22 protein-coding genes are annotated in these 19,769 nt (G+C 71.1%); 8 read left to right on the forward strand and 14 right to left on the reverse strand.

The genetic code is table 11. The features are described 5' to 3' along the window. The first annotated feature begins 147 nt into the window (after nucleotides 1-147). Nucleotides 148-420 carry a DUF3099 domain-containing protein gene (locus VM306_RS15220; protein ID WP_414672386.1) on the forward strand — a complete coding sequence of 91 codons (273 nt, stop codon included), beginning with the start codon at nucleotides 148-150 and terminating at the stop codon, nucleotides 418-420. Between the two features lie 110 nt (nucleotides 421-530). Here VM306_RS15220 and VM306_RS15225 read toward each other — a convergent pair whose 3' ends face one another. Both VM306_RS15225 and VM306_RS15230 read right to left on the reverse strand, forming a co-directional pair. Then, nucleotides 531-1,895 carry an NAD(P)/FAD-dependent oxidoreductase gene (locus VM306_RS15225; protein ID WP_325515549.1) on the reverse strand — a complete coding sequence of 455 codons (1,365 nt, stop codon included), beginning with the start codon at nucleotides 1,893-1,895 and terminating at the stop codon, nucleotides 531-533. Between the two features lies 1 nt (nucleotide 1,896). Then, nucleotides 1,897-2,331, reverse strand: coding sequence for a hypothetical protein (locus VM306_RS15230; protein WP_325515551.1), 435 nt, complete (start codon nucleotides 2,329-2,331; stop codon nucleotides 1,897-1,899). A gap of 128 nt (nucleotides 2,332-2,459) precedes the next feature. Here VM306_RS15230 and VM306_RS15235 point away from each other — a divergent pair, with 128 nt between their 5' ends. Together VM306_RS15235 and VM306_RS15240 are read left to right on the forward strand one after the other, a co-directional pair. After that, complete coding sequence (locus VM306_RS15235; protein WP_325515553.1) at nucleotides 2,460-3,599, forward strand: sensor histidine kinase; 1,140 nt, start codon at nucleotides 2,460-2,462, stop codon at nucleotides 3,597-3,599. Next, a complete protein-coding gene (locus tag VM306_RS15240; protein ID WP_325515556.1) occupies nucleotides 3,596-4,228 on the forward strand; it encodes a response regulator transcription factor in 633 nt (210 codons plus the stop codon). The genes VM306_RS15235 and VM306_RS15240 overlap by 4 nt, the downstream gene beginning before the upstream one ends. Before the next feature lie 9 nt (nucleotides 4,229-4,237). Here the strand turns inward: VM306_RS15240 and VM306_RS15245 are convergent, their stop codons facing one another. Beyond that, nucleotides 4,238-4,663: a hypothetical protein gene (locus VM306_RS15245; protein ID WP_325515558.1), complete on the reverse strand. Its 426-nt coding sequence runs from the start codon at nucleotides 4,661-4,663 to the stop codon at nucleotides 4,238-4,240. 72 nt (nucleotides 4,664-4,735) lie between these two features. Continuing rightward, nucleotides 4,736-7,318: a rifamycin-inactivating phosphotransferase gene (gene rph, locus VM306_RS15250; protein WP_325515560.1), complete on the reverse strand. Its 2,583-nt coding sequence runs from the start codon at nucleotides 7,316-7,318 to the stop codon at nucleotides 4,736-4,738. 152 nt (nucleotides 7,319-7,470) lie between these two features. On the opposite strand from rph, the gene VM306_RS15255 reads away from it, so the two are divergent. Further along, nucleotides 7,471-7,857: a PGPGW domain-containing protein gene (locus VM306_RS15255; protein WP_325515562.1), complete on the forward strand. Its 387-nt coding sequence runs from the start codon at nucleotides 7,471-7,473 to the stop codon at nucleotides 7,855-7,857. Here the strand turns inward: VM306_RS15255 and VM306_RS15260 are convergent. The 6 genes from VM306_RS15260 to VM306_RS15285 are packed head-to-tail and all read right to left on the reverse strand — an operon-like array spanning nucleotide 7,836 to nucleotide 12,796. Next, complete coding sequence (locus tag VM306_RS15260) at nucleotides 7,836-8,495, reverse strand: hypothetical protein (RefSeq protein WP_325515564.1); 660 nt, start codon at nucleotides 8,493-8,495, stop codon at nucleotides 7,836-7,838. The two genes, VM306_RS15255 and VM306_RS15260, sit on opposite strands and share 22 nt — an antisense overlap. After that, the gene (locus VM306_RS15265) at nucleotides 8,476-9,564 is read right to left on the reverse strand and encodes an NAD-dependent epimerase/dehydratase family protein (RefSeq protein ID WP_325515566.1); all 1,089 of its coding nucleotides are present in this window, start codon (nucleotides 9,562-9,564) and stop codon (nucleotides 8,476-8,478) included. Before VM306_RS15265 ends, VM306_RS15260 begins: the two co-directional genes overlap by 20 nt. After that, the gene (locus VM306_RS15270; protein ID WP_325515568.1) at nucleotides 9,564-10,331 is read right to left on the reverse strand and encodes a DUF1990 family protein; all 768 of its coding nucleotides are present in this window, start codon (nucleotides 10,329-10,331) and stop codon (nucleotides 9,564-9,566) included. The genes VM306_RS15265 and VM306_RS15270 overlap by 1 nt, the downstream gene beginning before the upstream one ends. Before the next feature lie 45 nt (nucleotides 10,332-10,376). Next, nucleotides 10,377-11,462, reverse strand: coding sequence for an amidohydrolase family protein (locus VM306_RS15275; RefSeq protein ID WP_325515570.1), 1,086 nt, complete (start codon nucleotides 11,460-11,462; stop codon nucleotides 10,377-10,379). Nucleotide 11,463: 1 nt separating this feature from the next. Then, entirely contained in the window at nucleotides 11,464-11,955 is a 492-nt protein-coding gene (locus VM306_RS15280) for a MarR family winged helix-turn-helix transcriptional regulator (protein WP_325515572.1), read from the reverse strand. A gap of 52 nt (nucleotides 11,956-12,007) precedes the next feature. Further along, nucleotides 12,008-12,796, reverse strand: a complete 789-nt coding sequence (locus VM306_RS15285; RefSeq protein ID WP_325515574.1) for an SDR family NAD(P)-dependent oxidoreductase — start codon at nucleotides 12,794-12,796, stop codon at nucleotides 12,008-12,010. A 93-nt stretch (nucleotides 12,797-12,889) separates the two neighbouring features. Here VM306_RS15285 and VM306_RS15290 point away from each other — a divergent pair, with 93 nt between their 5' ends. After that, on the forward strand, nucleotides 12,890-13,483 hold the full coding sequence (locus VM306_RS15290; protein ID WP_325515577.1) for a TetR/AcrR family transcriptional regulator: 594 nt from the start codon (nucleotides 12,890-12,892) through the stop codon (nucleotides 13,481-13,483). On the opposite strand, the gene VM306_RS15295 is transcribed toward VM306_RS15290, so the two are convergent. Continuing rightward, nucleotides 13,474-14,214 (reverse strand): helix-turn-helix transcriptional regulator, encoded by a 741-nt coding sequence (locus VM306_RS15295; protein WP_325515579.1) that lies wholly within the window; start codon nucleotides 14,212-14,214, stop codon nucleotides 13,474-13,476. The genes VM306_RS15290 and VM306_RS15295 overlap by 10 nt on opposite strands. Before the next feature lie 53 nt (nucleotides 14,215-14,267). Between VM306_RS15295 and VM306_RS15300 the strand changes: the two genes are divergently transcribed. Then, nucleotides 14,268-15,500, forward strand: coding sequence for an MFS transporter (locus tag VM306_RS15300; RefSeq protein WP_325515581.1), 1,233 nt, complete (start codon nucleotides 14,268-14,270; stop codon nucleotides 15,498-15,500). Between the two features lie 3 nt (nucleotides 15,501-15,503). Here the strand turns inward: VM306_RS15300 and VM306_RS15305 are convergent, their stop codons facing one another. The 3 genes from VM306_RS15305 to VM306_RS15315 all read right to left on the reverse strand — a co-directional run bounded on the left by VM306_RS15305 (nucleotide 15,504) and on the right by VM306_RS15315 (nucleotide 18,086). Further along, complete coding sequence (locus tag VM306_RS15305; protein WP_325515583.1) at nucleotides 15,504-16,781, reverse strand: cation:proton antiporter; 1,278 nt, start codon at nucleotides 16,779-16,781, stop codon at nucleotides 15,504-15,506. 107 nt (nucleotides 16,782-16,888) lie between these two features. Further along, complete coding sequence (locus VM306_RS15310) at nucleotides 16,889-17,272, reverse strand: STAS domain-containing protein (protein ID WP_325515585.1); 384 nt, start codon at nucleotides 17,270-17,272, stop codon at nucleotides 16,889-16,891. 115 nt (nucleotides 17,273-17,387) lie between these two features. Next, a complete protein-coding gene (locus tag VM306_RS15315) occupies nucleotides 17,388-18,086 on the reverse strand; it encodes a GAF and ANTAR domain-containing protein (protein WP_325515587.1) in 699 nt (232 codons plus the stop codon). Nucleotides 18,087-18,183: 97 nt separating this feature from the next. Here VM306_RS15315 and VM306_RS15320 point away from each other — a divergent pair, with 97 nt between their 5' ends. Both VM306_RS15320 and VM306_RS15325 read left to right on the forward strand, forming a co-directional pair. Beyond that, a complete protein-coding gene (locus tag VM306_RS15320; protein WP_325515589.1) occupies nucleotides 18,184-18,786 on the forward strand; it encodes a hypothetical protein in 603 nt (200 codons plus the stop codon). Beyond that, nucleotides 18,693-18,947, forward strand: a complete 255-nt coding sequence (locus VM306_RS15325; RefSeq protein WP_325515591.1) for a hypothetical protein — start codon at nucleotides 18,693-18,695, stop codon at nucleotides 18,945-18,947. Before VM306_RS15320 ends, VM306_RS15325 begins: the two co-directional genes overlap by 94 nt. Nucleotides 18,948-19,769: the final 822 nt, after the last annotated feature.

Consider the following 19,769-nt stretch of genomic DNA (forward strand, 5'->3'; position numbering starts at 1 on the left):
GACGCACGGACAGGGCAACCCGTGCAGGCGTCGATCGATCGCGGACACGACGTGACGCACCAGACACGAACCCGATCGCCCCCAGACGCGAACGTCAGAGGAGAGAACGGAGGCCAGGTTGTGAGCTCGCCCAGACGCGAGAACCCCGTGCTGATCACCTCTGCCGCGCCGTCGTACCAGGACCAGCTCAAAGCAAGGCGACGCAGGTACGCCATCATGATGGGCCTGCGAATCCCGTGCATAGTGCTGGCGGTCGTGTTCGCACACATCTGGTGGCTGGCGCTGGCCCTGATCCTGCTGTCAGTCCCGCTGCCGTGGATGGCCGTCCTGATCGCCAACGACCGACCACCGCGCAAATCCGAAACGCCCCAGAACATGCAACGGTCGCAAAAAGCGCTGACGAAGAAGAAGCCGCAGTAAACGGGCCTACCGTAGTAGTGGGGTACGGAGACGCAGCCCTCGACGTACCGCGGCACATCCCGTCCCACGTGCCAACCGTGCCAAGGCACGGTTGGCGGCATGAAACCCGCTCATCCCGTGCACCCCGGCACCAGGTGGCGTGGCCGCAGAGCACAGTAGACGCCGGGAAGCCCGGTGTCGTAGGGATGCGGCGTAAGACGAGGCCGGAACAGCAACTGGAACGGATCGTTGGCGCCGGTCAAGATATTGCCACCCACAAAATTCTCGTTGCCCCGCGCCAGATCGGCGGGAGAACGAGCGGACAGCGCCACGACCCGGTCCGCGAAGCCGGGAGCGAAGCGCTCGATCTGCCCGATGACCGCGGCGGTGGCATCGCCGCGGTACCCGTGCGGCACGTGCGCGTAGGACCACACGGGGTGGACATCGCCCGCGGACCGGCCGGGATCGGCGAGGTACTGCTGCCCGACCAGGACGAACGGTGCGGACGGCATCCTGCCCCGGTGCACGTCACGAGCCGTGCGGAGCACCTCGTCCGGCCCGCCGCCCAGGTGCACGGTCCCGGCGGCGCCGCAGGCCGGGGAACGCCACGGGACACCGCCGCGCACGGCGAAGTCCACCTTGAACGCCGCCGGACCGTGCCGCCACCGCCGGTAGGCCCGGTCGACCCGCGCGGGCAGCCCGAAGATCCGTGCCGCCGTCCGGGGAGAGGTGTCGAGCAGCACGACGTCCGCCTCCGGGAGGTCCGCGGCCGACTCGACCCGCCTGCCCGTCAGGGTCCTGCCGCCAAGATCACGAAGCAGGCCGGTCAGCGCGTCGGTGATCGCCTGCGAGCCCCCTTCCGCGACCGGCCACCCGAAGCGGTGCCCCGCCGCGATCAGCATCGCCGCGACCGAGGACGTCATCGGTGCCCGCAGGTCGTGCATGACGTGCGCGGCGACGCCGAGGAACAGGCTCTGCGCGGCAGGGGAGCGCCACCACCGCCGCATCAGCGCCGCGGGCGGCACCGCGCGCAGGCCGAACCGGGCCAGGTGAACGGGGTGGGCCGGCCACCGGAGCAACGGGCCGAGCAGGTCCTCCGCGGTCGCGTCGACGTGCGCGGCGAGCGGGCCGAACACTCGCGCCCACCGCTTCCCGTCACCACCGGGGAGGCCCGCGGCGGTCTCCTCCACCGACCTGCGCAGCACCGCGCACGTGCCGTCGTCCAACGGGTGGGCGAGCATCACCGCGGGATGCCGCCAGCGCAACCCGTACCGCTCCAGGCCCAGCGTGCGCAGGTACGGCGAGAGGACGGCGGTCGGGTGCACGGCCGAGCACTCGTCGTGCAAGGTCCCGGCGACGAGCTTCTCCGTCGTCCTCGCACCGCCGCCGAGGCGGTCGGCGGCTTCGAGGACCGTCACCTCCACGCCGTGCTGTGCCAGCCGCACCGCCGCCGCCAGGCCGTTCGGGCCCGAGCCCACCACGACCGCCTTCGGCACCTCAGCGCTCCACCGACGGGTCGGCGAACACGTCGCGCAGCCTGGCGCGGTCGTGCAGGACGAGCACTCCACAGAGGACGGTGTAGAGAGCGGCCATGTACTTGACGAACGGGTAGCCGAAGGCGAAGTCCATCACCGTGATGTTCAGGCCGACGACGAAGAGGGCCGCCGCGCCGGCGAACGTGGTGCGGCGGAACAACAGCATGACGGCCGGAACCAGCTCGAACAGGCCGGTCACCCGTCCGTAGAAGGGCGAGTAGCCGTAGAAAAGCCACACCAGCGAGGTGCCGTCCACCGTCGACTTGGAGAGGTCCTCCCAGTCGCCGTAGTAGAACTGGCCGCCGAACAGCTTGACGCCCCCGTACATGGCGAAGACCGCCGCCATCAACAGCCTGATGACGAGGATCGTCTTCGACCGCGCCCTGAACCAGATCATGCCCCGATCGTCGCCACCGCCGGGTGCCGGCACATCCTGCGCGGAGCCCGTTCTCGCGGCCGGGGGGAGGAGTCGTCTCCTACCGCGGTAGGAGGTGGCGGGCACGCGGCCCACCTACGATCGGGGTCGTGACTTCGTGGAACAGCGGGTGGGTGCCGAGGTTCGCGCCGCTGGCCCTGGTGGTCGCCTCGACGCTGTGGCTCGCCGTTCCCGCGCCGGACCTGAGCCTCGGGGCCTGGGCGGTCCCGGTGACGGCGGCGCTGCTGGTCGTGCCGGGCCGGTGGTTCCCGCTCCCGGTGTCGCTCGCGCAGAACCTGCTGGTGCTGACCGCGTTCCTGCTGAGCGCCCCCGGTCTCGGCGCGGCGCAGGCCTGCGCCACGCTGTCGCTGGCCGAGCTCGCGATGCGGCGGTCGTGGCGCCCGCGGTTGGTGATCGGGTGCGCGGCCGCCCTGGCGGTGAACGCGGTCTACCTCCTCGGGCAGCAGGACGACCGGCCGGCGGTCGTGGCGTTGAGGGTGGCGCTCGTCGTCGGGGTGCCCGTGCTGGCGGGGAGGCACCTCAGGTCGACGCGGCAGCTCGCCGCACGGCAGCGCGAGGAGAAGGCGCTGGTCCTGCGCGTGCGGGACGCGGAGATCGAGGCCGCGCGGGAGGCCGACCGGGTCGCTGTCGCACGGGAGCTGCACGACCTCGTCGCCCACCACGTGTCGTCGATGGTGTTGCGGTCGGCCGTGGCGCGTCACTCGGCGACGAGCGCCGAGCAGTTCAGGGAGGTGCTCGACGACGTGCACGCCAGCGGATCGGCCGCGCTGGAGGACCTGAGGGAGCTGGTCAGCGAACTGCGCGACCCGTCGGTGCCCCCGTCTCTCGGCACGAGCCCCGCCTGTCTCACCACGGCGTTGCGGCAGGCGGCCGAGAGGTGCGAACGCGCGGGCTTCCGCGTGCGCACCGACATCAGCGACAGCGCCGAACACCTCGACGCGTCACGTCGGCTCGTGGTGCTGCGGGTCGTGCAGGAGTCGCTCACCAACGTGATGCGGCACGCCCGTTCCGGCACCTCCGTGCTCCTCGGCGTGCGGGAGTCGGCCGCCGGGATCGACGTCGAGGTCAGCGACGACGGGGGAGCGCCACCGCGCCGGGTTCCGGACGGGCACGGCCTCACAGGCATGGCGGAGCGGGTCGCACGGCTCGGCGGGTCGTTCCACGCGGGCCCTTCCGGCGGCGGCTGGGCCGTGCGCGCCAGCGTGCCGCGGCAGGAGCAGCCTGCGTGATCCGCCTCCTGATCGTCGACGACCAGCAGCTCGTGCGCGCCGGCCTGCGGATGCTCTGCGAGAGCGCACCGGACCTCGAGATCGCCGGCGAAGCGGCCGACGGGGCCCAAGCGGTGCGTGAGGCGGCGCGGTGCCGTCCCGACGTGATCCTGATGGACCTGCGCATGCCCGTCGTCGACGGCATCGCGGCGACCAGGAAGATCCTCGCCGACGACCCGGACGCACGCGTCGTCGCGTTGACCACGTTCGACGACGACGATCACCTCTATCCCGCTCTGGCCGCGGGCGCGCACGGGTTCCTGGTCAAGGACTCCGCGCCGGAGGAACTGCTGGCGGCGGTCCGGCGCGCGGCCGGCGGCGAGCAGCCGTTCAGCCCCGGCGTGCTGCGGCGGCTGGTGAGCCGGGTCGTCCGGGAGGAGCGCGGCTCCGAGCCGCCGGGCGGCCTGACGCCGCGGGAGCTCGACGTGCTCGTGCTGCTCGCGGAAGGACTCGGCAACCAGGACATCGCCGACCGGCTGCACATCGGTGTGACGACGGTGAAGACGCACGTGACCGCGCTGATGACGAAGACGGGAGCCGACAACCGCGTCCGGCTCGCCGTTCTCGCCCACTCGTCGGGGCTGCTGTGAGCCGGTCGGTCAGCCGCAGTGCGAAGGACCTGAGTACCAGGCGTTCCACACGCCGCTGATCGTCACACCGCCGCCCCAGTCGATGCACCGGCCGGCAGCGGACACCTTCACCGGGCCGGCGTAGGTCGTGTACTTGTCGTCGTCGTTCACGTAGTCGCGGAAACCTCCGTCCGACTCCTGTCTCGCGATGGCCGCCAGCAGGCGGATGGCGGTGCCGGGGTTCGTCCGCCACGTCACCACGCAGTTGGTGCTGCCGTTGTAGAGCAGGTGGATGGTGGCGACGCTGCCCAGCCTGTGGCTGTCGATCTGGTGGTAGCCGCCGCCGCACGCGTCGATCGGTGACGACGCGGCCTGGGCCGTGTTGTTCATCGCCGAGACGGCGATCATGGCGGCGGTGGCGAGGGTGACCGACAGCGTCTTCTTCAGTCTTTTCACGCCTCGATCATGATCCGCACACCCGGGATGAGCGGAGCGGATCGGACGGAGTCGGACGCTGTCGGACACGCGTCACGTCGCCGGCAGGATCTCCACGTACCCGTCGGTGCCGTTGACGCGGATGCGTTGCCCGTCCTCGATCAGGCGGGTGGCGTTCTCCAGGCCGACGACCGCGGGCAGGCCGTACTCCCGCGCGACGACCGCGCCGTGCGTCATCAGGCCGCCGACCTCCGTCACCAGGCCCGCGATCGCGACGAACAGCGGTGACCAGCTCGGGTCCGTGTACGCCGTGACGAGGATGTCGCCCGGTTCGAGATCGGCCTTGGCCATGTCGAGGACGACGCGGGCCCGTCCCTCGACGGTGCCGCCGGACACGGCCAGGCCGGCCAGCGCACCGGCCGGCAGGTCCTCGCGACGGTACGCCCCGGAGATCGCCTCACCGTCCGAAGTGAGCACTCGCGGTGGCGTGAGTGCCTGGTAGGAGTGGAAGTCCTCCCTGCGTCGGCGGATGAGCTCGCCGTCGGCCTCGTTCGTCCGCAGGACTTCACGGAGTTCCTGGAGCGTCAGGTAGTAGACGTCCTCCTGCTCGCCGAGCACGCCGGAGCGCACGAGACGCCGGGCTTCCTCCAGCAGGGCCTGCTTGTAGGCGAAGTAGCGGCTCACCATGAAGTACTTCGGGTACTCGCGGTACCCGGCGAACGTCCGGACGCGGTCGACCATCCGCTTGGTCTCGGCGGCCTTCTCGTCTCCGCCGGGCAGGGCCCGCAGGCGCTCCAGCAGTTCCTGCTCCTTGGCCGCCGCCGTCCGCCGTCCCTGCTCGAAGCGGTGCTCGCCGGCGCCCTCCTCGAAGTTCCTCACGTTGGTGAGGATCAGGGGCAGGAGGGTGGCGGGGTGCTCGCTCCACCTGGGCCTGGTGATGTCGATCTCGCCGACGCAGCGCATGCCGTACTTGCCGAGGTAGTTCAGAATCGCGTCGTGCGACTCCCTGCCGCCCGCGACCTCCGGCAGGCCGTCCAGGAAGTCGTCACCGGCGTCCTGGAGGAAGGCGACCACCTCCGGGTGCCGGCGGATCACGTCGCCGACGTCCAGCAGTTCCAGGCCCATCTCGGACGTGACGTTGTGCGGCGCGGACAGCGTGAGGGTGTCGGCCGCGTTCTTCTCGCCCAGCCACTCCCGCAGGTTGTCGTTGAGCCACCAGGTCGCCTGCATCCCCGCCATGATCACCTCGGTGCTGCGCGCGTCGAACAGGACGCGGCGCAGCTCCTCGAAGTCGGCGAGGACGAAGTCGAGCAGCTCCACCCCGGACCTCGTGCGGATCTCGCGCTTCAGCGCGGCGACGGACGCCTCGGCGTTGCCGATCAGCTCGGTGACGACGTCCGGATCGGTCGCGATCGTGGCCGGCTCGGCACCGGGGATCCGCACCGGGGTCTCGTCCGGGACCGTCGGGAGGAAGTCCGCGCGTTCCATGACGGTCTGCAGCGCGTCGCCCATCAGCGTGTCCGACTTCCCCGCGACGCCCATGAACCCCGCACGGCTCGCGGGCGTGGCCAGGACCTGGGTGACGTCGACGAACAGGCGCCCGCCCGCCACGGCCATCGTCCTCGGTGTCGTCGCCTGCCACACGGACAGGCCCAGCGGCCTCATGGCGTCGGTCATCATCTGCTGGTGGCCGACGGACACGTAGACGCGGTTCTGCCCGTCCGCCTCGGGCACGGGGAACAACGTGGTGATCGGGCGGCTCTGCACGACCTGGAACTCGCCGTCGGCCAGGCACCACTCGATGTCCTGCGGCCGCCCGAAGTGCGCCTCGATCCGCCGGCCCAGCCCGACGAGTCGAAGGACCTGGTCGTCCGTGAGCGCCGGCTGTTCCCGCTGGGCGGCGTCGATGGGCTCCTCCCGCGTCCCGCCGCCGGGCAGGGCGTGGATCGCGAGCTTCTTGGCGGCCACCGCCTTCTCGACGACGACGCCGTCGCGGACCCGGTAGACGTCCGCGTTCACCATCCCGGACACCAGCGCCTCGCCGAGACCGAACGTCGCCTCCACACAGGACACCTTGCGGTGGGACGTGATCGGGTCGGCGGTGAAGAGGACACCGGCGGCGTGCGGGAACACCATCTCCTGCACCACCACGGCCATCTGGACCTGGCGGTGGTCGAAACCGTTGCGCAGCCGGTAGGTCACGGCCCGTTCGGTGAACAGCGAGGCCCAGCACCGGCTGACGTGCCGCAGGACCTCCTCGGCACCGATGACGTTCAGGTACGTGTCCTGTTGCCCCGCGAACGAGGCCGACGGCAGGTCCTCGGCCGTCGCACTCGATCGGACGGCGTAAGCGGTGCGCTCCTCGACGTGATCGGCGATCGCCTTCGCCAGATCCGCGGGGACGACCGTTTCCTCGACCGCCCGGCGGATCTCCGCGCTGCACTCGCGGATCGCGTCCCGGTCGTCCGGGCTCAGGCCCGACAACCGGTCCAGCAGGTCGCCGGTGGACGGTGCGTCCCGCAGGATCCGCTGGAAGGCCTCCGTCGTCACGCAGAAACCGGCCGGCACGCGGACGTCCCCGATCCGCGAGAGCTCCCCCAGGTGTGCTCCCTTGCCGCCGCAGAGGGCGACCTTCGTCTGGTCGATCTCCCGGAGTTCGAGCACATGGCTGGTCATTCTTCGACTTCCCCCAAATTCGTCCTGCACGGCTTTTCGCACTCGCGCCGTTTCCGCAGATCCGGGCGCAAGCGGGAGATTCTGCGCCATGACCGGGGCCTTGCCGCAAGACCCCGGTCGTGCTATATGGTGAAAATGGAAAGAGGACTGCGGTGAAGCGGCTGGGTGCGATCGTGCTCGGGGCGGTGCTGCTCGTCGTCGGCATCGCGCTGCTGGTCCTGCCCGGTCCCGGGCTGTTGCTGGTGCTCGCCGGGCTGATCGTCCTCGCCTCGGAGTTCCCGAAGCTGGAGCGCTACGTCGACCCGGTCCGCGACCGCGCCATGAAGGCGGCGGAGCAGAGCGTGTCCTCACCCCTGCGCATCGCCCTGTCCGCGGCGGCGGGCCTGGCGTTGATCGCGGCGGGCGTGGTGTGGGGTCTCGTGAAGTGGTTGCCGCTGGCCGGGTGGAGCACCGGTACGAGCCTGGTGCTGTCCGGTCTGGTCCTGCTCGGGCTGCTGGCGTGGAGCTACCGCAAGGTTCAGGCCCGCTCCGGCCGGTGACCCGCGGCGACCACGACCTCGGTGTCCGGGTCGTGGCGCAGGCCGGTCGTGCCGGCGATGGTGACCGTGGCCTTGTGCCACGGCTGTTCCCGCAGCATGTGCGGGAGCTCCTCGGTCAGCCACGCGGCGACGTGCTCCCGCTGGGCGGCGGAGTCGCCGTCGCGCGCCACCAGCCGCCGTTCCTGCTCGTCCAGGTCGCCCTGCACCCAGATCGAGGCGTCGATCCACCTCAGAAGCGCCTCGCGGACGATCCCGGTGCCCTCGACCCACACCACCTCCAGTCCGGCAGGCACCTGGACCGCGCCCGGACGGTCGTGCGCGACCCAGGCCGGCGGCCGGAACGCGACCTCCCCGCCGCGGTGGAGGGGCCGCAGGACGTGCTCGGCCATCAGGCCGGCCCAGTCGAAGTACGCCTGGTTCCAGGCGATGTCGTCGGTGTGCACCACCTCGGACGACGGAACGATCGCGCGCAGGCGCCGGGCCAGAACGGACTTCCCCGCGCCACCGCGGCCGTCTATCGCGACGATCAGCGGGCGGCCGCTGACGCCAGGTGCCGCCCGGCGCAGCTCTTCCACCACAGTGGACAGTTCCTCGACCCGCCAGCCGCCGGCCTCGGTCTCACCGGGATGAAGCCGCATCCCGGACTTTCTGGTGCGCGGGACGCACACCGCGGGGCTCGGTCCTGAACCTGTCGCGGCGCAGCGCGGGGCTGGGGAGCGCGGTCGCGTCGGCGATGCCCGCGATCTGTTCGCGCGCGCAGTCCGCGCTGGTCTTGCGCGGCACCCACCCGAGCTCGTCGCGGGCACGGCTCGTGTCGATGAGCGGTGACGTGGTGCCGACGTCGAACCAGCCGGGCGACATGTGCAGCGCCCGCAGCTTCCACAGCACGGTGACCACCGCCTTCACCACCCGCGCCGGGACGGGCACGGCTCGTGCGCCTGCCACGGCGGCCAGGTCCTCCAGCTCGAGCGTGTCCGCGGCGATGTTGAACGGCCCGCGCGCCCGCCTGTGCAGGATCCGCACGATCGCGTCACCGACGTCGTCGGCGTGCACGAACTGCACCCTCAGCGGGGAAGGCAGCGGCAGCACGGGAAGGCGGCCGCGGCGCATCAGCCCGAAAATTTGCCGCGGCACCACCGGGTCGAGGAACAGGGCCAGGTAGCTCGCCGACGCTCCCGCCTGCGCCACCAGGGTCGGGCGGACGATCGCCACCGCGATGTCCGGATTCTCCGCGACGAACCGGGCCAGTTCGGCCTCGGCCTCGGCCTTGCCCTCACCGTAGAGGGAACCGGGGATGCCCGTGGTCGCCGCGTCCTCGCGCACGGTCGCCGTCGGCGCGGGGCCGTAGGCCGAGAGCGACGAGCAGTGCACGACGCGGGGGACACCGGCGCGACGCGCTGCCCTCAGAACCGCCGCGGTGCCCTTGAAGTTCGTGCGCTGCAGGCGCGTGCGGTCGCGGACGGGCTGGAACATCCACGCGAGGTGCACCACGGCGTCGGCGCCGCGCATGACCTCCTCCAGGACCTCCGGCGCGTCGTCCGCCGCCAGGTCGCACGCCTGCCACGTCACCGAGTCGTAGGGCGGCACCGCGTCCGGTGGGCGGCGGCAGACCCCGACGACCTCGTGGTCCGGGCTGTCAGCGGCCAGAGCTCGTATCAGACCGGTACCGACGTTGCCCGACGCCCCGGTGATCACAACCTTCACCATCAGCCTCTTTCCGAGAAAGACTGCCGTTCTGGGGCGTGTACCCGTGTGCGGGAGCTGTATGCGTGACGGTCCGGGTCGTTCGCCCCGTCGAGAACCGCTATGGCCCAGAACGGTTCCTTCTGCCCGGCGACGTCACGGGGCACCTCGACGAGCTCCTCGCCGCTCGTGCCGGTGACCAGGGGCCGCTGGGCCAGGCGGCGCAGGTTCTCGCCCACGGCCGTGTAGAACCTGCGCTGGGCGCGCCTGCCGAAGACCGACCAGCCCAGCCGGATGACGGCGTGGGCGCGCGGGTTGACCTGGTTGTAGCTGTCGACCTCCAGGGTGACCAGGCCGGTCTCGAGGTGCTTGACGACGCGGTAGCCGACCCGGCCGCGTTCCAGGTGCCCCTGCAGCGTCTCGTAGCTCCAGCCCCACGAGTAGCGCACGCCGTCCTCGTCGAACCCGGCCTCGGTGATCCGCACGCCCATCGCGAACCTCACCAGGGCGAACCTGCCCACCAGCAGCAGGTTCCTGCCGACGAGAGGATCCTCACGCAGGTAGTGGGCGCGCAGCAGGCTGCCCGGCGTGAACGCGTACGCGGCCACCTCCTTGTACGCGTGCCACCACACCGAGTCCTCCTCCGGGCGTCCCGGCCGGTCGGTGCCCAGCACGAACCTGTGGTGGTCGAAGTGCCATGTGGACGCCCGGATCTCGTCCTCGTCGTAGTTGACCGCCCTGTCCCGGAGCTGCGTGACGACTTCGCGGACGGGGAGTCTGCTCGCCTGCATCAAGCGCATTCGTGCGGATACCCGGACATCGCCGGTTGATCCGGGTCACCTCGGTGCGGCGACACCGCGTTTCCACACGCGGACGACGTCGCGGGTGGCGGTGATGTCCCGCACGGGGTCCCGTGCGACGAGCAGCAGGTCGGCGCGTTTGCCCGCGGCGATGACCCCGCGGTCGTCGAGCCCGAACACCGCCGCGGCACGGGACGTCGCCGCGGCGAGCGCGTCGGCGGGACCGAGCCCGGCCTCGACCAGCAGGGCGAGCTCCTCGTGCACGGCGCTGCCGTGGGCGACGGCGGCGGGGGAGGGCTTGCCGGCGTTCGCGTCCGTGCCGAGGACGATCGTCGCGCCTGCCTCGTGCAGCGCCGCGGTCGAGGCGAGGGTGTGGCCGAAGTCCAGCCGCTTCGGCTTGAGCGGCAGGGTTTCGAGGATCGTCCGCATCATCACCATCGTGGGGGACACGGCCGTGCCCGAGGAGGCGACGCGGCCTGCCAGACCGGCGGACAGCGTGGCGCCGATGGGCGCGTGGGTGATCACGTCGGCGCCCGCGTCGAGCGCGATCGTGTAGGCCTGCGGCGAGGCGGCGTGGACGACCACCAGCTTCGTGGCGCGGTGTGCTTCGGCGACGATCGCGGCGACGGTGTCCGGGCTGAGCGGCTTCGGCTGGAACGGCAGCCTGTCCTCCAGCACGATCTTGAGGTGGTCGGGGTCCTGCCGCAGCCGCTCGGCTACCCACCGCGCGGCGTCGGAGGGACCGCGCACCGCCGTCGACGCGGGGAAGCCCATCTTGCGCACGGCCCGGCCCCGCACCGCGCACGCCGGGTAGGACACCCCGCGGACGTCGGAACGGGAGTCGGACTCGTTCTCGCGCAGTGCGCGGAGGTCGTCCCAGCGGGTCGTGCCCATGTCGAGCATCGTCGTGACGCCCCAGCGCAGGCCCGCCGCGAGCTCGTCGGCGTGACCGATGTGCACGTGCGTGTCGATCAGGCCGGGCAGCAGGTAACCGCCCCGCCCGTCGACGACCTCTCCGCCGACGTCGTCGGTGATCACGCCGTTCTCGACGCCGACGGAGGTGAGCGGACCGAAGGTGGTTCCGGTGAACGGGTGGACGTCGGTGATCGTGAAACGGGACATGTCACACCCCCGCCGGGGAGTCGAGCGTGCCGAGCACGGCGGCGAGCGCTGCCACGGCTGGTCCGAGGTCGGCCCCGCCCACCAGGTCGTGCTGGGCGGCGACGACCTCGCGGACCACCCGCTCGGCCGTCTCCTTCCCCTGCGCGGTCAACGCGACGCGCCTGCTGCGCCCGTCCGCGGCGTCCGCGCTCCGCACGGTCAGGCCACGGCGTTCCAGCGACCGCAGCACGTTGCTCAGCCCGCCGGTCGTGAGCAGCAGCCGGGACGACAGCTCCGACGGCTTCAGGCGGGTGCCGTCCGACGTCAGGAGCGTTCCGAGGACGTCGTACTCGGCGCGGCTCAGACCGGAGCGCGTCAGGACGGCGACCGTGACGCGGTCGGTCAGCGCGTGCATCCGCGCGACGCGCTTGGTGAACTCGATCGTCTCCGTCGGGAGGTCGGGCGCGTGGCGGGCCCACCACGCGACCACTCCGCCTACCAGGTCAGTCGTCACACGTCCTCCATCTACCTTTATGGATAGCTTTCCATAAAGGTAGATGGAACGGTCAGGCGGTCTTCATCTGACCGGCGTGCACGGTCCAGTTGGACCCGATCGCGCTCGGCATGGCCGGGGACGACAGGAGCACGACCGCGCGGGCGATCTCGCTCGGGTCGATCAGGTCGCCGGTCAGCATGCCGAACTGCTCGGGCAGCCCCGCCAGGAACGTAGCGTGGTCCACGCCCATGTGCTCCGCGATGCCCGCGGCGAGCCCGTCCGGCCCCGCCAGGAGGTCGGTGCGGGTCGCGCCGGGGGTGACCGCGTTGATCCGGACGCCCGACCGGCCCGTCGCCTCGGCGAGGCCGCGGGTGAACGCGTTGAGGGCTGCCTTGGCGGCCGCGTACGGCAGTGGCGCGGTGTGCGGGTCGCGGGCGCTGCTGGAGCTGATGTTCACCACCGAGCCCCGCGCCTTCGTGAGCGCGGGCAACGCGGCGCGGGTGGTGCGCACGGCCGCGTTGAGGTTCAGGGCGAACACCGTCGCCCAGGTGTCGTCGTCGCCGCTGAACGGGTCCTCGAACATCCCTTCCGGGCGGTCGCCGCCGCCGGCGTTGTTGACCAGCACGTCGAGCTGCGGGTTCTGAGCGAGCACGGTCTCGACGAGCGTCGCCGGACCGTCCGGGGTGGACAGGTCGGCCGGGACGAACACGGCGTCCGTGGCGGCGAGCTCGGGAGTGCTCCGGCGCGCGGTCGCGACGACCGTCGCCCCCTCGGCGAGGAAGGCCCGCACGACGGCGAGCCCGATCCCCTTGCTCGCCCCGGTGACGAGCACGCGCTTGCCTTCGAGCTGCAGGTCCATGACGTGGTTCCTCTCTGGGGGTGGTTGCCTTTTAAGTGATACACAGCTGTCGCAGATAGCGCAACAAGTGCAACAGTGATGTATCGTTTGGTTATGGTGGACACGGGAACGCGACGACTGCGGGCGGACGCGGAGCAGAACACCGCGCGGATCCTGGCCGCCGCCGCGGAGGTGCTGGCCGTCGACCCGTCGGCGTCACTGGAACGCATCGGCGAGGCCGCCGGGCTGACCCGTGCCACGGTGCACCGCCGTTTCGCGTCCCGCCAGGCACTGCTCGACGCCCTGACCGAGCAGCTCGACCAGCGCTACCTCAGCGCGCTCGACCAGTCGCGAATGGACAGCGCGCCGCCGCTCGCAGGCTTCCTGCGGCTCACGGAGATCCTGTTCGAGCTCAAGGTCAGCCACCGGTTCGCGATGGAGCTGGCGGGCGGCAGGGACGACTGCCGCTCCGGGCTGAGCCCCGAGGTCCAGGACGGGCTGGAGCAGGTCTTCGCGCGGCTGCGCTCGGCGGGGGACATCACCGCGACGGGGGCCGAGTGGTGCCGTCACGTCTACCTGGCCGTGGTGCACGAGGTGACGCTGCTGCCGCCGGACGCCCCGGACCTCGCCGCGGCCGGAGGATCGCGGGCCGAGCTGGTAATCAGGACCGTGGTGGGGGCGTTGGGCGGTCCAGCCCGTCAGTCCTGACGCGGACCGGTCCGTTCGCCCGCCCGGTACGCGCCGGGCGTCTGGCCCGTGGTCCTGGCGAACGCGTCGACGAACGCGCTCGCCGTCGCCCACCCGCAGCGGTGCGCGGTCCCGGTCACCGTCGCTCCCGCGCTCAGCTGGAGCATCGCGTGGAACACCCGCACCGCTGTGCGCCACTGCGGGTAGGTGCTGCCGAACTCCGCGCGGAACAGCCGGGCCAGCTGCCGGTCGCTCATTCCCACCTGCCGAGCCAGCCACCTGATCGTGCGCGGCGTGGCCAGGTCGTCCGTGACGAGCCCGCACGCGTGCGCCAGTCGTGGGTCGCGGGCGGTCGGCAGGGTCAGCGCGGCGAGGTCCGCACGCCGGACGCGGTCGCGGACCACCGCGCGCAGCCGGCGCGCCTCGGCGGGCGGCAGGCCGGGTTCGGTGCAGGCCATCAGCAGCTCGCGCAGCAGGGAGGACACGGCGATCACGGTCGGGCGGTCGCCGGGGAACAGCGCCTCCTCCGGCGGGAACCGGAGCAGGTGCACCTGCACGTGGCCGTGGACGCGGTGCTCGTGCCAGGTCTGGGCGGGTGTCCAGATCGCCCGCTGGGCTCCCGCGACCCACGTGCCGTGCTCGGTGCTGACCGCGAAGACGCCGCTGCTGACGTAGAGGAGCTGGTGCTCGCCGTCGTGCCGATGGCGGGCGATCACCTCGCCGGGCGCGTGGTGATGGCGGCTTTCCGACACAGATCGACAGTTTATCGGAAGTCTTCCGCGTCGGTGTCGATCACCGTGGTGGCATGAGACGGTTCTTCGCCGACACCCGGCCGCTCGCGATCCCGGCGTTCCGCCGGACGTTCGCCGGGCAGGGCACCGCGATGGTCGGCCTGATGATCACGGCGGTCGCCGTGCCGGTGCAGCTCTACGACCTGACCCGCTCGTCGCTCGTCGTCGGGCTCAGCGGGCTGGTCGGGCTGCTGCCGGTGATCGTGTTCGGGCTGTACGGGGGAGCGGTCGCGGACGCGGCCGACCGGCGCAAGCTGTACCTGGCGTCGTCCTCGGTGTCATGGGCGGCGACGCTCGGGCTGCTCGCGCAGAGCCTCGCCGACGTGCGTTCGCCGGTACTGATCCTCGGCCTGGTGGCCGTGCAGGCCGGCAGCTTCGCGGTCTCGTCGTCGGTGCGCGGCGCGATCATCCCGCTGCTCGTACCGGCGGAGCTGGTCCCCGCCGCGACCTCCCTCAACTACACGATCGGCACCCTCGGGCAGGTGCTCGGCCCGCTGGTCGCCGGTGTCCTCGTCGGGCTTCCCGGTGGGTTCAGCTACGCCTACGCCGCCGACGCGGTCCTGTTCACCGCCGCCCTGTACGCCGCGGCGCGGCTGCCGTCGTTCGGAGTTCGAGAGTCGGTGGGCCGTCCGGGACTGCGGTCGGTCGTCGAGGGGCTGCGGTTCCTCGGCGGCAACCCGGTGCTGCTGATGTCGTTCGCCGTCGACATCGCCGCGATGGTGCTGGCGACGCCGGAGGCGTTGTTCCCGCAGGCCGCCGCCACCCGGTTCGACGGCGGTGTGGGGCCGCTCTACTCGGCGATCGCCATCGGGTCGATCGTGGCGGGGGTGCTGGGCGGCTGGATCGGGCGCGTCCGCAGGCAGGGCGTCGCGCTGACGCTCGCCGTCGTGGTCTGGTCCGCCGCCATCGCGGCCGCCGGGTTCGCGCACGAGCTGTGGGTGGTGGTGGCACTGCTGGTCGTCGCGGGAGCGGCGGACCTGGTCAGCGCTGTCTTCCGGCAGTCGATCCTGCAGAGCGCCGTGCCGGACCGGCTGCGCGGACGGCTGCAGGGCGTCTTCACCGTGGTCGTCAACGGCGGTCCGCGCCTGGGCGACCTGCGGGCCGGGATCATGGCGGCGACCACCACGTTCACCCTCGCGTGGTCCGGTGCCGCGTTGCTCTGCGCCGCCGTCGTCCTCGTCGCGGCGGTGTCCGTGCGGTCGTTCTGGCGCTACGACAGCCGCAACGCTCTCGTCGACGCCGTCTGAGCGTCAGACGGGCGTCTTGGCGGCGTTGTCCTCGCCGCCCTTCTGCCGCCGCTTGCGGTCGAGGAACCACATGACGGGCGACGCGGACAGGCCGTGGATGAGAACGGAGCCGATCACGACCAGGCCCACGATCCGCCAGATCGTGCCGTGGTCGGCGAAGTCGCCCTTCTGCAGGGCGTAGGTGATGTAGAACAGCGACCCGACACCCCGGACGCCGAAGAACGCGATGACGGTGCGTTCCCGCGGTCCGGTCTTGCCGCGCAGCAGCCCGATCCACCCCGCGGCGGGCCGGACCAGCAGCAGGACCGCCGCGGCGACGCCGATCTCCGACCAGCGCAGGCCCGCCAGCAGACCCGACACCGCGGCGCCGCCGAGGAGGAAGACGATCACGACGGTGAGCATGCGCTCGGCCTGCTCGACGTAGCGGTGCAGCACCTGGTGGTAGCCGTGGTGCCGTTCGGCGGCCCTGATCGTGCAGGCGCACACGAACACCGCGACGAACCCGTAGCCCTCGGCCAGCTCGGTGACGCCGTACGCGAGGAACGTCGCGGCGAGCGCCACGAACCCCTCCGCGTGCTCGGCCAGCCGGAACTTCTCCGACGGCGCCGAGAAGAACAACTTGCCCAGCAACCAGCCCACGCCCACGCCGATCGCCAGTCCGCAGCCGAGCCGCCACAGCACGTCCACGCCGAGCCAGTGCGGCAGCCACCCCGACGGCGCCGCCCCGGCGAGACTGATCGCGATGGCGGCGTAGGTGAACGGGAACGCGAGGCCGTCGTTGAGCCCGGCCTCGGAGGTGAGCGCGAACCGCGCCTCGTCCTCGTCGGTGTCCGGGTGCTCGGTGGGTTCGGCGACCTGCACCTCACTGGCCAGCACCGGGTCCGTGGGGGCGAGCGCGGCCGCCAGCAGCACCGACGCCGCGACGCCGAGACCGAGCACGCCCCAGCCGAGCAGGCCGACGGCCAGCATGGACAACGGCATCGTGATCGCGAGCAGGCGCCAGGTGGTGGCCCAGCGGCGCAGGCCGACCACGCGGTTGAGCGCCAGGCCGGCGCCCATCAACGAGATGATCACGCAGATCTCGGTCAGGTACAGCAGGATCGTGCCGTGCCGGTCGGGGTCCGGATCGGGAAGCTGGGGGATCACCGAGAACGTGAGGGCGCCCGCACCGAGGAAGACCATCGGCATCGAGACCGGGACGCGGTCGAGCAGTCGCGGCAGGAGCGCGGCGGCCAGGGTCGCCAAGCCCGCGCCGGTGTAGAGCAGGGAGCCTGGATCCACTGTCCGCCTTCCATTTCACGGTCGACGGTCTGGTACCCGAACAGGTCAAGGGCAAACCTCCCGGCGGCGGAGTGTCCACTTCGGAACGTCCACACCGGACTGGAGCGTCAGCCGGCCGTCCGCGCGGGCCTGGCGACGTCCAGCGCCTGATCCACGTCCGGGTACAGCTCCAGGACCTGGTCCAGCCCGGACGCCGTGATCGGCCACACCACCGCACGCTGGGAGGCCGCGATCCGCAGCGGGACCCCCGCGGCGGACGCGCGCCGCTGGTGGCGCAGCAGCTCGTTGAGACCGACCGACCCGAAGAACGTGACTCCGCTCAGGTCGGCGACGACGGGGAACGGCGGGGTCGCCATCGCGATGGCGGTGCGCAGCTCGAGCGTCAGTGCGCCCACGGTGTTCTGGTCTATCTCACCGGCGGCGCGCACGACGATCGAGAGCCCGTGCACCTCGCGTTGCACGTGCAGCGGCAGGGCGAAGTTGTTCAGCATGCCAGTGCCTCCTCGTCCCTCCCGGCTTCCTGCCGGGAAACGGACGCAGCTGCAGGCTCAACTGCTCACCGTGAACTTTAGCCTGTCGAAGGGCAATCGCAACTCCGCCCGCCGGTCAGCTGTCCCGGGTGGGCAGTTTTCGCGTGGTGGTCAGCTGTTGGGCGATGTCCCGCAGCTTGAGGTTCACGTGCTGGCTGGTGCGGACGAGAACCGCGAACGCCTGGTCGGCGTCGATCTGGTGGCGTTCCATCAGGATGCCCTTGGCCTGGCCGATCAGGTCGCGGGTCTCGACGGCCGCGGCGAGCTGCCCGCGTTCGTGGGCGGCGGCCAGCGCGACCGCCGCGTGGCCCGCGAACAGGCTGCCGACGTGCTGGGACTCCTCGTCGAACGCGCCGGTCTGCGGCGAGTACAGGTTGAGCGCGCCCAGGTCCTCGTTCTCCACGAAGAGCTGGAACGACAACATGCTCCCGACCTTGAGGTCCGCCACCTTCCGCCCGAACCGCCGCCAGCGGGCGTCCTCGACGACGTCGGGCACCGAGACGATCTTCTCCTGGTACAGGGCCGTGAGGCACGGGCCCTCACCTGTGTCGAACTGCGCCTGGTCGACGTCGCAGGGCAGGTCGCCGGTCGTCGCGACCGTCCGTGTCCTCTTCCGGCCGGTGACCGTCATGATGCCCGCGTGCTCGGCGCCAGGGATCGTTCCGACCGCGGAGCGCACGATCGCGTCCATGGTCTCCTGCTCGCCGCGCTGCTGCTGCAGCCGGCGGGCGATGTCGGTCAGGTGAGCGGCCAGGTCGGCCCTGTCGTCGGCCATGCGGTGCGGTTACCCGGAACGGCGACGGCGCATTCGGGCGATCCTGGATCGGGCGTACCAGGAGGTTAGGTGCCCGAGACGCGGGTATGCGCTTCGCATGCGTCTTGGTGTGCCGGACATCGGGTCCGACTCGGCGCAGTTGCAGGTCGTGGACGTCCGCCCCGGCGCGCCGCCGTTGCCCGCACACTGCCCGAAGGAGCCGATGCTGCTCGGTGAGGAGATCGAGCCGGACGGCTCGGTCAGCCAGGCCGGGATCGACCGGGTGGTGAAGGCCGTGGCGAGTGCGGTGCCCGCCGCCTCCCGGCACGGTGTCGACCAGCTCTGCCCGTTCGCCACGTCGGCCGTGCGCGACGCCATCAACCGCGAGGAGATCGTCGGCCGCATCCAGGTCGGGGTCGGCCTGCGCCCGCAGTTCCTCCCTGGCGAGCACGAGGCGCGCCTGACGTACCTGGCCGCGCACCGCTGGTACGGCTGGTCCGTGGCCACCTCCAAGACGGTCAAGCAGCCGGCCCGGTTCGCGGGGGCACCGCCTCAGCGCGAGGGTCCGTTCGTGCCCGGAGCCTCACCATCGAGGACGTCCGCCGGTGGATTCCCCGGCCGGCGAAGATGTCCGCGGCGCAACGCCCTCGGCCGCGCGGTGTGTCGCAGCCCAGGGCTCGGCAGATCTTGGCTGGGGGTGTCGTTGCGCACGTTGCCATGAGCGCGCTTGGTGTTGAGCGGTTGCAGGTCTGCCCGTGGGCGTTGCGTGAGGGGATCATGGTGCGCCATTTGGAAGCCATGGCCGACAGCTCCGTTCCTTTGCCGTTGGTTCGCATGCCTGGCGCCACTGTTGCTCCGTTGCACGACGAGCCGCAGGGCTAGGGTGTTGCCGCTCCTTCTGCGGTACTGCTTGCGTGTCTTGCCCGGGTTGAGCGGAGGGGTGGATGAAGCGGCGGAAAGCTTGGTTTTGCTCGGGTTTGGTGATGGCGGTGGTGTTGGGGATCACCTCACCTGTTTCGGCTGCTGGTGGGCGGTTCTGGGAGCTTCAGCTGAACCTGTGCAACAGTGGGATCGCTGGGTGTTATTCGCAGGGCCGGGCGGTTGGTGAGGGTGCCGACCTGATTCGGTCTGTGCGGCCTGATCTGGTCACCTCGAACGAGATTTGTGCCGGCGATGTGGCTTCGTTGGTATCTGCCATGAATTCGGCTTGGCCTGGGGATCAGGTCTACTCCGCGTTCAACGCTGCTGTCCGGCGGGATACCGGGGGTGCTGTCACCTGTGTCAACGGGCAGGAGTACGGGAACGCTGTCGTCGGGCGGGTTCCTGCTGGTCGCTACCAGGGGGTTCGCGTCTGGCGTGGGAAGTACGCGAGTCAGGATGGCGGGAACGAGCAGCGGACTTATGTCTGTGCTCACGCGATTGGGGATCATGTGGGCTGTGCCACGCATTTGTCGGCCAGTGGTGAGGTTGTTGCGCTGGCTCAGTGCCGGGCTTTGATGTTCGAGGTCGTTCCTGCCGTTTTGGCTGCTGAAGGGGTTTCTGGGCGGACCGTTGTCGGTGGGGATTTCAATCTCGAGTACGACACCTCGGATCCGGAGAACGTTCAGAAGTGTGTTCCTCCTGGGCATGTTCGCAAGGGGGATGGGGATGTTCAGCATGTTGTTTTCTCTTCGGATGTTGGTTTTGTCGGTAGTTCTCGGTATG

Source organism: Lentzea sp., from assembly GCF_035525475.1.
In the GTDB taxonomy this organism is placed as follows: Bacteria; Actinomycetota; Actinomycetes; order Mycobacteriales; family Pseudonocardiaceae; genus Lentzea.